At 62.9% G+C, this 11,754-nt stretch carries 9 protein-coding genes and 3 pseudogenes; 7 read left to right on the top strand and 5 right to left on the bottom strand.

Annotated elements, in window-relative coordinates:
• Positions 1–892: helix-hairpin-helix domain-containing protein (locus NW75_RS20810; RefSeq protein ID WP_231565360.1), on the top strand; the 892-nt coding region annotated here is incomplete at its 5' end.
• Positions 893–902: 10 nt separating this feature from the next.
• Here NW75_RS20810 and NW75_RS20805 read toward each other — a convergent pair.
• Entirely contained in the window at positions 903–1,904 is a 1,002-nt protein-coding gene (locus NW75_RS20805; protein ID WP_033967318.1) for a fumarylacetoacetate hydrolase family protein, read from the bottom strand.
• Positions 1,905–2,037: 133 nt separating this feature from the next.
• Here NW75_RS20805 and NW75_RS20800 point away from each other — a divergent pair, with 133 nt between their 5' ends.
• The 3 genes from NW75_RS20800 to NW75_RS24085 all read left to right on the top strand — a co-directional run bounded on the left by NW75_RS20800 (position 2,038) and on the right by NW75_RS24085 (position 4,840).
• Positions 2,038–3,192 carry an acyl-CoA dehydrogenase family protein gene (locus NW75_RS20800; protein ID WP_033967317.1) on the top strand — a complete coding sequence of 385 codons (1,155 nt, stop codon included), beginning with the start codon at positions 2,038–2,040 and terminating at the stop codon, positions 3,190–3,192.
• Positions 3,193–3,446: 254 nt separating this feature from the next.
• Complete coding sequence (locus NW75_RS20795) at positions 3,447–3,602, top strand: hypothetical protein (protein WP_156143102.1); 156 nt, start codon at positions 3,447–3,449, stop codon at positions 3,600–3,602.
• Between the two features lie 174 nt (positions 3,603–3,776).
• A protein-coding gene (locus NW75_RS24085; RefSeq protein ID WP_137902488.1) for an IS630 family transposase occupies positions 3,777–4,840 on the top strand; the annotation gives its coding sequence in 2 pieces (ribosomal slippage) (positions 3,777–4,268 and positions 4,271–4,840; 1,062 coding nt in all).
• Here NW75_RS24085 and NW75_RS24775 read toward each other — a convergent pair.
• The 4 genes from NW75_RS24775 to NW75_RS20775 form a co-directional block, all read right to left on the bottom strand.
• Positions 4,800–5,111, bottom strand: a complete 312-nt coding sequence (locus tag NW75_RS24775; protein ID WP_137903348.1) for a hypothetical protein — start codon at positions 5,109–5,111, stop codon at positions 4,800–4,802. The genes NW75_RS24085 and NW75_RS24775 overlap by 41 nt on opposite strands.
• Entirely contained in the window at positions 5,089–5,574 is a 486-nt protein-coding gene (locus NW75_RS20780) for a Panacea domain-containing protein (RefSeq protein ID WP_033967320.1), read from the bottom strand. The genes NW75_RS24775 and NW75_RS20780 overlap by 23 nt, the downstream gene beginning before the upstream one ends.
• Before the next feature lie 315 nt (positions 5,575–5,889).
• A complete protein-coding gene (locus tag NW75_RS24770) occupies positions 5,890–6,390 on the bottom strand; it encodes a hypothetical protein (RefSeq protein ID WP_137903347.1) in 501 nt (166 codons plus the stop codon).
• 443 nt (positions 6,391–6,833) lie between these two features.
• Positions 6,834–7,058 carry a hypothetical protein gene (locus NW75_RS20775; RefSeq protein WP_010406861.1) on the bottom strand — a complete coding sequence of 75 codons (225 nt, stop codon included), beginning with the start codon at positions 7,056–7,058 and terminating at the stop codon, positions 6,834–6,836.
• 246 nt (positions 7,059–7,304) lie between these two features.
• On the opposite strand from NW75_RS20775, the pseudogene NW75_RS20770 reads away from it, so the two are divergent.
• The 3 pseudogenes from NW75_RS20770 to NW75_RS20760 all read left to right on the top strand — a co-directional run.
• Positions 7,305–8,749, top strand: a pseudogene (locus NW75_RS20770) (amidohydrolase).
• Positions 8,746–10,043, top strand: a pseudogene (locus NW75_RS20765) (amidohydrolase family protein). Before NW75_RS20770 ends, NW75_RS20765 begins: the two co-directional pseudogenes overlap by 4 nt.
• 407 nt (positions 10,044–10,450) lie before the next feature.
• Positions 10,451–11,754: pseudogene (locus NW75_RS20760) on the top strand (DEAD/DEAH box helicase); the annotation flags it as partial.

The raw sequence follows: 11,754 nt of genomic DNA, 5'->3' as shown, positions 1-11,754 counted from the left end.
CACTTGCGTACTGCCCCTCTCCCGACCTCGCTTCGCTCGGCCACCCTCTCCCCGCCAGCGGGGAGAGGGAGATCCCCTCCGCCTGGGCTTGCGCATCGTGCTCGGCCTGTCGGGCGAGGATGCCGGCCGCATCCTCATCGCCCGCGCAACGCGCCCGTTCAGCTCGATCGAGGATGTCTGGCGGCGCGCGGGCGTCTCGCTGCTGACGCTCGAAAAACTCGCCCAGGCCGATGCGTTCCACGGCTTCGGCCTCGACCGCCGCCAGGCCTTATGGGCGGTAAAGGCTTTGGGACAGAAACCGCTACCCTTGTTCGCCGCGATCGAATCCCCCAGCGAACCCAGCGTCACGCTCGCCGCGCTCACCGCCGGGCGCGAAGTGGTCGAGGATTACCGCGCGACGCAATTGTCGCTGCGCGCGCATCCGGTCAGCTTCCTGCGCGGCGCACTCGACCGCCGCCGCATCACCCGCTGCGGCGATCTCAAAAGGTTGAAGGACGGCACCCGCGTCGAAGTGGCGGGGCTCATCCTGGTGCGGCAACGCCCCGGCAGCGCCAAGGGCGTGGTGTTCGTCACGCTGGAAGACGAGACCGGCATCGCCAACGCGATCCTGTGGCCCGACCGCTTCGAGGCGCAGCGCCGCACGGTGATGGCGGCGGCGATGCTCAGCGTACAAGGCCGCGTGCAAAGCGAAAGCGGCACGATCCACGTCATCGCCGACCGCATCACCGATCTCACCGGGCTGCTGCGCCAGATCGGCGAGATCGACCTGCCCCGCCTGACCATGCCCGGCGACGGTGCCACGCATGGCGGCACGATCGACCCGCGCGAACGGCGCATGGTGGGGCACGACCTCGAACCGGTCATCCCGATCCGCAGCCACGATTTCCACTGAGCCTATTTGTTCACCCCACCGTCTGTTCGATCACCCCGAAGATCGGGTGATGCTTGTCATCCTCCGCCCAGATCCGCACCGTATCGCCGCTTTTAAGGAACGGCGTCTCCGCCGCGCCGCGCAGGATCGTCTCGACCGTGCGCAGCTCGGCGAGGCACGCATAGCCGACGCCGCCCTCGGCGATCGGCTTGCCCGGGCCGCCATCCGCATCGCGGTTGGAAACGGTGCCCGAACCGACGATCGTCCCCGCGCCCAGCGCGCGCGTCTTGGCGGCATGGGCGATCAACGTGCCGAAATCGAAGGTCATGTCGACCCCGCACGCGACCCGCCCGAACGGCTTGCCGTTGAGATCGACCATCAGCGTGCGGTGCAATTTGCCGTCCTGCCACCACTCGCCGAGCGTATCGGGCGTGACGAACACCGGCGAGAAAGCACTGGCGGGCTTGGACTGGAAGAAGCCGAAGCCCTTGGCGAGTTCGCCCGGAATCAGGTTGCGCAAGCTCACATCGTTGGTCAGCCCGACCAGCCGCACCGCCGCCAGCGCCGCTTCGCGACTCGCGCCCTGCGGCACGTCGCCGGTCACCACCACCACTTCGCCCTCGAAATCGCAGCCCCAGCTTTCGTCCGCCAGCGGGATCGGCGCGCGCGGGCCGAGGAACCCGTCCGAACCACCCTGGTACATCAGCGGATCGTGCCAGAAGCTGTCGGGCAGCTCCGCCGCGCGCGCCTGCCGCACCAAAGCGACATGGTTCACATAAGCCGATCCGTCCGCCCATTGATACGCGCGCGGCAGCGGCGACGCCGCCTGATGCTCGTGAAAGCGCCGCATCGGGATCATTTCATGTTCCAGATCGGTGCTGAGATTCTGCAAATCGGGCAGCAGCCGGTCCCAATCGTCGAGGGCGGCCTGCAGCGTCGGCGCGATATGCGCGGCATCGGCATACCAGGCGAGATCGTTGGAAACCACGACGAGCTTGCCGTCGCGACCCGATGTGAGGCTGGCCAGTTTCATACACTCTCCTGTTTCGCCCAATCATAGCCCTCCCATAGGGCGTGTCGAGCGCAACCCGCTTGACGAAAGCGTCACCTCACCGCACACCCGGCAAAAGAGTTGCAGACGACAACTGTTATTGGAGAGACCTGACATGACGCTCGATTCCGTCGCCGGCCGCTTTGCCTATACCGAGGATCACGAGGCCTTCCGCCAGACCGTACGCCAGTTCCTGCAAAAGGAAGGCGTGCCGCACGTCGCCAAATGGGAGGAAGACAAGCTCGTCCCCAAGGATTTCTGGATCAAGGCCGGGGCGATCGGCATGCTCTGCCCGACCGCGCCCGAGGCTTACGGCGGGCTCGGCCTCGATTTCGGCTATAACGCGATCGTCGATGAGGAGATGGCCTATAACGGCGTGCCCGCCGGCTTCTCGCTCCAGTCGGATATCGTCGCGGGCTATATCGAAACCTATGGCTCGGAAGAGCAGAAGAAACAGTGGCTGCCCAAGATGGTGTCGGGCGAGGTCATCACCGCCATCGCCATGACCGAACCCGGCACCGGCAGCGACCTGCAGGCGATCCGCACCACGGCCAGGAAGGATGGCAATCACTATGTCATCAACGGCTCCAAAACCTATATCACCAACGGCCAGAATACCGATCTGACGCTGGTCGTCGCCAAGACCGATCCCGATGCCAAGCCCGCCTGGAAGGGCATGTCGATCATCCTGGTCGAGAGCGAGCGCGAGGGTTTCCAGAAGGGCCGCAAGCTCGACAAGATCGGGCAGGATGCCGCCGATACGTCGGAATTGTTCTTCAACGACGTGCGCGTGCCGATGACCAATTGCCTGGGCGAGGAAGGCAAGGGTTTCATCTATTTGATGAGCCAATTGCCGCAGGAACGCCTCTCCATCGCCGTCTCGGTCCAGGCCTCGGCGCAAAAGGCGTTCGACGAGACGGTCGAGTTCACCAAGACGCGCAAGGCCTTTGCCGGGATGGTGTTCGATTTCCAGAACACCCGCTTCGTCCTCGCCGACCTCAAGGCCAAATTGCAAGTCGGCTGGGCGCATCTCGACTGGGCGATCGCGCGCCATTTGAAGGGCGAGCTGACCAACGAAGAAGGCGCCGCCGCCAAATTGTGGCACACCGATCTGCAATGGGAAGTGATGGACGCCTGCCTGCAACTCCATGGCGGGGCCGGCTATATGAACGAATACCCCATCGCCCGCGCCTGGCGCGCGGCGCGCGTAACGCGCATTTTCGGGGGGACGAACGAGATCATGAAGGAACTGATTGGGCGGTCGCTGTAGGGGGACGCGGGCGTCACCCCGGCCTTGTGCCGGGGTCCACCGCGCGGCTGGCCTAACCGCTTGTTCGACAGAGGTCAGCTATGGGCCCTAACTTTGGTCGTCCAGCGACCGGGGCGGAAAGCCAAAAAGCCACCGCAGAAGTTCCAATGCCTCCCGTTCCGCCATTACCATTGGAAATTATTGAATAATTTTTCCAATTGAAGTCGCCTTCCGCCCTAATGCACGCCATCGGTTCGGCGCTTGTGGGGTTAGCCGTGGCCACCACCGATAATGTTTTTGCCCACTTCGATGATTTCTTTCATATGTTCAGGCATCGGCAAACCGGCGTTGCGATCCGCCATCGTCGCGAAAGCGCCTTTAGTGACGGCTATGGTTACAACAACGCAACCCGTGACTGTCGCGACAATTAACGCAGTTAGCGCGTGCGGCTGGTCGGCTCCGAATCTATCTGAGCGACAGAGCGAAACAACAAGAACTGTGGCTAGAAACAAAACTAATACCAACCTCCGATGATACTGACTCACGGGGGGATTCCCAAAGCGGCGAAACTCTGACTCTATGGCTGTCGATTGGAGGGCATGGCCATGGGTGCAGCGATCGGAATGCGGAACGACTTTGACGCCGCGAGCTTGAGGCGACTGGCGCGCGTGACCAAGAGCGCGAACCAGGGCCGTCGGCTTCTGGCTTTGGCGGAAATTTATGATGGCGGGAGCCGCAGCGATGCGGCGCGTATCGGCGGAGTGACGTTGCAGATCGTGCGGGACTGGGTCGTGCGGTTCAATGATAGAGGTCCTGACGGGCTCCTTAATGGTAAGGCACCGGGCAAGCCCCCTTTGTTGAGCGATGCCCAGCGCCAGGCTCTTGCGGAGATCGTTGAAAGCGGTCCGATCCCGGCGATCCATGGAGTTGTGCGTTGGAGACTGATCGACCTGACGCGGTGGCTCCATGATGAGTTCGGGGTGTCCCTGACGGAAACGACCGTGGGACGGGAGTTGAAGAAGCTGGGCTATGTCAAACTGACGGCGCGCCCGCGTCACCATGCGCAGAATGAATATGCGATGGAGGACTTTAAAAAGGGGGCTTTGCAGCCGAGCTGGCAAAGATCAAGGTCGCCCTTCCGCGCGGCACGGCGATAGAGGTCTGGTTTCAGGACGAAGCCCGGATCGGCCAGAAAAACAAGATCACCCGCCGCTGGGCCAGGCGCGGCACGCGGCCCTCGGCACCCAAGGACCAACGAACGAAATCGGCCTACATCTTCGGTGCCATCTGCCCCGAACTTGGCAAGGGCGCTGGCCTGGTTCTCCCATTCTGCAATACCCAGACCATGTCGCTGCATCTGGCGGAGATATCGCTTGCTATCGAGCCGGGCGCCCATGGCGTGTTGCTGATGGATCAAGCCGGATGGCACATGACCGGGAAACTGGAAGTACCTGATAATATCAGCATCGTTCCGCTGCCGCCCAAATGCCCCGAACTCAACCCGGTAGAAAATATCTGGCAGTTCATGCGCGATAACTGGCTATCCAACCGCATCTTCACATCCCACGACAACATCATCGACCTTTGCTGCGAGGCTTGGAACAGGCTGGTTGATCAGCCATGGCGCATCATGACAATCGGACGCCGCAAATGGGCGCGTGGGTCGTGATCAATGCAGGTTGGTATAACAGGCCGCAAGCAATCGATACAGCGAGGCGAATCCGCCAATGCCAGTCGACTTCGGTTTTGAAAGCCGCGATATATTCGGCGGATGCGGCCTTGTAAGATTCCCAACGCCCAAAGTCCGCTGTGAGCAAATCAACGCGATCGGCTAAAGCCTTAAGATCGTCAGGAGTTAGGGCCGCCGCGGATGCCTCACCGGCAGCGGCATCGCCAATTATGCTTTCAATCGAATCGTTAAGACGTGGCGCGTCGCTCATGCGCCAGCTTTTTATAGTGTTCTGCGATTATTGCATTCGGAATATCTTCCGAACTACCCAAGCCGCCTCGATATGTTTTCGACCATGGCGTGTCGGTTTCGTGCGTTATCCGGGACAACGAAAAAGCATGCATATCGCCGTAATTCTGTACGACCGAATGAACGACCGATCGTTGCGCGTCAGACAGATTCGCGACTTGGGGCGCTCCAAACGGGCCCATTGCGCTGCCTTGGATTGGCTGCGAACCGAAGCGTCGAAACTCGCGATAAATCGACGGAAAAACGGGGCCATGCTGCCACGCTTCCGGCTCTTCATTCACCAGCGGAACGTTAAGCAACGCGAGCGACCAACCGTGCGCGATATAAACCAGCTTCAAAAGCTGCATGATCGTTAGCGACTTACCCTGATCTCGAGCTTCATCGAGTACGGCGTTAGCGACTGCTAGAGGTGCGAATGCAGTCATTGCGGTGCCCTCCTTTGAACAGCGTTGCTTCACAACAAAAAATCCGGCGCGCGAAAAATCGCGTGTCGAAATCAGAAGCTCATTTCGTAAACCTACATCGTTTTGTCAAATTGACGCTTGACAGTCAATTTTTGCGCTTGCCCTTCAGGGCGTTCACAAGCGCCCACAAGCGGCAGCCGTCGCTCGGCAGCGCGAGAGGCAGAAAATAAATTTTCGCTCCTCGTTGCCCCACTGGAAGCCCCTAGCAGGCATTTGCTCCCTGCACGGAGGAAGACGGCACCATCGCAGACTGGTCATCAACATCGCAAGGGCAGATCAGCCTACATTCCAAGGGATTCTTAGCGTCAGGCCGGAATTTGGCCCGGGCGGGAGTCCTAAGGCAGGCTCAAGCCCCGGCGACATACGAAGGTCATCGAGGATCGCTTGCGGATCGACCATAGCGCCGATTTTGGCCTGGGAAGCCTGCCTTGGTGCCATAACCGCCTTCGCTCGATAGACTTCCAAATAAGCGATACGTTCGTCGATCGCATACCGGCAAAGCCCGCGTGTGAAGTACCGATTAAATTCGCCCTCCCCCATTGTTTCGTGGGCGGTGTAGGGAACGGCTGCGGTGGTATATCCGCCCTTTGACGTTCTTCTCTCGACGTGAGCTTTCAGACATCGACATCGAACAATAGAAGCCGCTAATGTATCGTCATTTCCGTTTTCGGCCGCCTCTTTGAGCAAACGCGGCCAAATCTCGCAACCTTGCGAATTTAGATAGTTGCTGATGTAAATCGATCCATTATTTACATCCATTTCGATTTCTTCGACCACGAACCGCCGCGTTGCGGCGTCAAGGTTTTCATATGCTAAGCCCACGCGCGCGCGCCGATTCGTTAGAATTGGAAAGTGCGCATTATCAATAAGCTTTAGCAAGCGTTCGCGTTGCCATTTTGGCGGATCAACCCTCCGCCTACTCGTCCCCGTTCAGAACGGCCACTTTGCCGACTTTCGTAGCAAGTGTCGCTAGCCTGCTTCCCGCCTAGCCTAAGCCGGATATAAGCATCTGAGCGCAGCACCGCTTTAACACCCGATTTTGCATCTCTCTAACCTGCCGGTTCATTTTCTAGGCGGGCAGGTGGTCATCGTCTCCCCAACAGGAACGCCCCCACCCCGCCAAAAACAAAAAAAAGCCCGGCGGTGGTGCCGCCGGGCCTGAGGTTGCGCCTAGGGAGCAAACCTGGCGTGTCTGAATCCACTATAGGACGAAAATCAGGTCAGAGCGCGTTGCCCGTCGCGGCAGCGGCATTGGTGTCGGCTGCGTTGGTGTCGATCACGGTGTCATTGCCGATGGTGTCGTTGCCGAACGCGTCATTGCCGAGCGTGTCGTTGAGCGAGAGATCCTCGTTCGCCACCGCGCTGGTGTTGCTGCCACCGCCGCCGCACGCCGCCAGCGAAAGCGCCATCGCGGCCGTCAGCGTCAGGGCCAAAACCTTCTTCATCGTCGAATCTCCTTGAAATCTTGGCCCAGCCAGCGGCATCCGCACCACTGCCCCCCAGGCACCGCATCAATCTCTACTAAAACGATGTGCATTCAATTGCGTTGATCTTTAGTACCCCCAAGTTTTTCTTTCAGCGTTCTCGCGTTTCTCCCCGAGCGGCACCCCGCACCGCGCGCGGTTGACAGCCCCTGCCAATCCCGGAATGTTGCGCAAAACCAAGCCGATCGCGGCGCAAGGGGGACTTTCATGGCGGATCGAATTCTGCCCGCACGGCTGCGGGCGCTGCTGGGTGCCGCGGCCATCACGGCGCTGCTCGCGGGCTGCGTCAGCGACGGCGGGGCGAAGCCTGCGACCGCCTCGACTCCCGCCAAAGCCGGGCCCGGCGCGGGGAAGGGTTTTGCGCATGATCCCTACCCGTCGACCTACAAGCCCTATCCCGGCGTGCCGACGCTCGTCACCCATGTCACCATCTTCGACGGCGAGGGCGGGCGGATCGACGATGGCGCGGTGCTGTTCGCCGATGGCAAGATCGTGGCGCTTGGCCAGAGCGTCGCGGCCCCGGCGGGCGCGACCGTCATCGATGGCACCGGCAAGACGCTTACCCCCGGCATCATCGATATTCACAGCCATTTGGGCGATTACCCCTCGCCCGGCGTCCAGGCCAATTCGGACGGCAATGAAGCGACCGGCCCCGTCACCGCCGATGTCTGGGCCGAACATAGCGTGTGGCCGCAGGACCCGGGGTTCAGCCGCGCGCTGGTCAATGGCGGGGTTACCACGCTGCAGATCCTGCCTGGCTCCGCCAATTTGATGGGCGGCCGCTCGGTCGTGATCAAGAATGTCTATGCCCGCACCGAACAGGGCATGAAATTCCCCGGCGCGCCGTACGGCCTAAAGATGGCGTGCGGCGAGAACCCCAAGCGCGTCTACGGCTCCAAGGGGCGCGAACCCTCGACCCGCATGGGCAATATCGCGGTCGACCGCCAAACCTGGGCGCGCGCGGCCGAATATAAGCGCAAATGGGACAAATATGAGAAGGACGGCGGCGAAATCCCCGGCCGCGACATCGCCATGGATACGCTGGCGGGGGTGCTGTCGGGTGAAATCCTCGTCCAGAATCATTGCTACCGCGCCGACGAAATGGCCATCGTCATGGATATGGCCAAGGAGTTCGGCTACCACGTCAGCGCCTTCCACCACGCGGTGGAGGCCTATAAGATTGCCGATCTGCTGAAGCAGAATGGCACCTGCGCCGCGGTCTGGGCTGATTGGTGGGGCTTCAAGATGGAAGCCTATGACGCGATCGGCGAGAACCTTGCGCTGCTGCAGAAGAACGGTGCCTGCGCGATGATCCACTCGGACGACGCCGACGGCATCCAGCGCCTCAACCAGGAAGTGGCCAAGGCGCTCGCCTCGGGCCGCCATGCCGGGATCGACATTTCGGACGCGGTCGCTGGGAATGGCTGACCTATAACCCGGCCAAGGCGCTCGGCATCGCCGACAAGACCGGCAGCCTGAAACCCGGCAAGATGGCCGATGTCGTGCTGTGGAACGGCAATCCGTTCAGCGTCTATACCCGGCCCGAAAAGGTGTGGATCGACGGGGCGTTGCTCTACGACGCCAACGATCCGAAGCGACGGCCCGTCTCCGATTTCGAACTCGGCCAGCCCGGTGCGGGAGATACCAAGTGAAGCGCCTCCTGCTGCTCAGCGCCGCCTTCCTCGCCGCGCCCGCCGCCGCCCAATCGGTCGCGATCACCAATGCCAAGCTCGTCATCGGGGACGGCTCCGCGCCGATCGAGGGCGGCACCGTCATCGTTCGTGACGGGCGCGTCGTTGCGGCGGGCAAGGCGGTCGCGGTTCCCGCCGGGATCGCCACGGTCGATGCCGGTGGCCGCTGGGTCACCCCCGGCATCGTCGCGGGCTTCACCCGCATGGGCATCGTCGAGGTCGATGGCGTCGATGAAACCAACGATGCCGGTGCCCGCACCAGCCCGTTCCACGCCGCGATCGACATTGCGCCAGCGGTCAACCCGGCGACCTCCTCGATCCCGCTCAACCGCGCCGAGGGCGTAACGCGCGCGATCGTCGCGCCCGACAATGCCGGGTCGATCTTTGCCGGACAGGGCGCAGTGATCGACCTCGGGGCCGACCGCAGCCCCATCACCCGGGCGCGCGCCTTCCAGTTCATGGAATATGGCGAAGGCGGCGCCCGGGCCGCCGGGGGCAGCCGCCCGGCCGCGCTCACTGCCTTCCGCAACGCCATCGCCCAGGCGCGCGACTACGCCCGCGATCCGGCCCATTATGCCGATCAGGGCAAGGACGCGCTGCTGACGCGTGCGATGCCGAGGCGCTGGTGCCGGTGGTGAATGGCCGCATGCCCCTGCTCGTCCATGTCGAGCGCGCGGCGGACATGCTCGCGCTGATCGAGCTCAAGCGCGATTTCCCGGCATTGAAGCTGGTGTTCGTCGGCGCAGGCGAAGGCTGGATGGTCGCGCACGAACTCGCTGCGGCGCATGTGCCCGTCATCGCCTCGGCGCTCGCCGATCTGCCCGAATCGTTCGACCAGCTCGGCGCAACCCAGTCCAATGTCGGGCGGATGAAGGCGGCCGGCGTGCTGGTCGGCATCGGCACGATCAACGACGACGAAGCCCGCCAGGCGCGGCGCGAGAAGCAATATGCCGGCAATCTGGTCGCGCTGACCAAGCTGCCCGGCGCGACCGGCCTCGACTGGAACGCCGCCTTCGCCGCGATCACCTCGGTGCCGGCCGAAGCGATCGGCCTGGGCGACGAGATCGGCTCGCTCAAAACCGGGCGGCGCGGCGACGTGGTGATCTGGGACGGCGATCCGCTCGAACTCGGCACGGCGGTGGCGGCGGTCTATATCGACGGCATCAAGCAACCCTTGCGCACCCGCCAGGATGCACTCCGCGAGCGCTACATAGTGCCGCAGGAAGGTGCTTTACCCAAGGCGTATGAGCGGTGAGGCGCGGCTGACGCTCTGCCTTGACGCGGCACCACAACGCCCGCCGTCACCCCGGCCTGGTGCCGGGGTCCACTTTGCGGCGACCGCTCCCTACATTGCTGGCGGTATCGGCCGCGGCTGGGTGGACCCCGGCACCAGGCCGGGGTGACGGCGGTAGGGCGATTACCACTCCCGCACCTCCGCCTTGCGCCTCGGTCTCCACCATCTTGACTTTCCGCACCGCAGCAGGCATATGCGCCCTATCGAGGCGTCATGCAGCGTGATTAGGTATGCCGTTAACCGGTAGCCCAAGCTCCGCCTCGGTCGTTATCCAACGGACTTCCCTTTTCACGCGGGGTGTCATCCTCCCCCCGCCATCCGTGCGTCCAGAACGCGCGTCCATGGCACATGCAATGGACTGAACCATTATGACTTTCGCACAACTCGGCCTCGCCGAGCCGCTCGTCCGCGCGCTCGAAGCCAAGGGCTACACCACCCCCCACCCCCGATCCAGAAGCAGTCGATCCCGATCCTGCTCGAAGGCGGCGATCTGCTCGGCATCGCGCAGACCGGCACCGGCAAGACGGCGGCCTTCGTGCTCCCGTCGATCCAGCAGCTCGTCAACAACGAAAAGCGCGTGCTGCCGACGCATTGCCGCATGCTCGTGCTCGCCCCGACGCGCGAACTGGCCAGCCAGATCGCCGAGAGTGCCCGCGAATACGGTAAGTTCTCCAAGATGTCGGTCGCAACCGTGTTCGGCGGCACCAGCATCAACAAGAACCGCCAGGACATGGCGCGCGGCGTCGACATCCTCGTCGCGACGCCGGGCCGCTTGCTCGACCTGATCGAGCAGCGTTTCGTCAGCCTCGCGATGCTTGAAATCCTGGTGCTCGACGAAGCTGACCAGATGCTCGACCTCGGCTTCATCCACGCGCTGCGCAAGATCGTGCGGATGCTGCCCAAGCAGCGCCAGACCCTGTTCTTCTCGGCGACGATGCCGAATGCGATCCGTGAGCTTGCCAACCAGTTCCTCAACGATCCCAAGACGGTGAAGGTCGCGCCGACCTCCAGCACCGCCGAGCGCGTCGACCAGTTCGTCACCTTCCTCAACCAGGGCGAAAAGCAGGCGCTGCTGACGATCCTGCTGCGTGACGAGAAGGTCGAGCGCGCGCTCGTCTTCACCCGCACCAAGCACGGTGCCGACCGCGTCGTGAAGCTGCTCGGTGCCAATGGCATCGTCTCCAACGCGATCCACGGCAATAAGAGCCAGCCGCAGCGCGAACGCGCGCTCGCCGAGTTCAAGTCGGGCAAGGCCAAGGTGCTCGTCGCAACCGACATCGCCGCGCGCGGCATCGACGTGTCGGGCGTGTCCCACGTGTTCAACTTCGAGCTGCCCAACGTGCCCGAGCAGTATGTCCACCGCATCGGCCGCACCGCGCGGGCCGGCGCATCGGGCACCGCGATCAGCTTCGTGGCGGATGATGAGCGGACGTACCTGCGCGACATCGAGAAGCTGACGCGCGTCAAGCCCGAGATGATGCAGCTTCCCGAAGGCTTCACCGCCGAAGCAGCGCGGATCAAGGCGGCACGCCCGGCGGGTTCGGACACATTCGAACGTCGCGATGACTCGGGCCGCCACCGCGCCCCGCCCAAGGCGACGCATGCTGCACGCCCGACCGGTGATCGCTCGGCTGGCGCTGGCCGTCCGGCTGGCGCACGCCCCGAAGGCGCG

The sequence above is a fragment of the Sphingomonas sp. Ant H11 genome (genome assembly GCF_000797515.1).
Taxonomy (GTDB): Bacteria; Pseudomonadota; Alphaproteobacteria; order Sphingomonadales; family Sphingomonadaceae; genus Sphingomonas.
The sequence above is the reverse complement of the archived record's forward strand: the minus strand, read 5'-3'. Positions and strand labels throughout refer to the sequence as shown.

Bases quoted from the DNA above. Each gene is read 5' to 3' on its own strand.
- NW75_RS20805 (WP_033967318.1), bottom strand. From the start codon at position 1,904: ATGAAACTGGCCAGCCTCACATCGGGTCGCGACGGCAAGCTCGTCGTG.
- NW75_RS20800 (WP_033967317.1), top strand. From the start codon at position 2,038: ATGACGCTCGATTCCGTCGCCGGCCGCTTTGCCTATACCGAGGATCAC.
- NW75_RS24775 (WP_137903348.1), bottom strand. From the start codon at position 5,111: ATGAGCGACGCGCCACGTCTTAACGATTCGATTGAAAGCATAATTGGC.
- NW75_RS20780 (WP_033967320.1), bottom strand. From the start codon at position 5,574: ATGACTGCATTCGCACCTCTAGCAGTCGCTAACGCCGTACTCGATGAA.
- NW75_RS20775 (WP_010406861.1), bottom strand. From the start codon at position 7,058: ATGAAGAAGGTTTTGGCCCTGACGCTGACGGCCGCGATGGCGCTTTCG.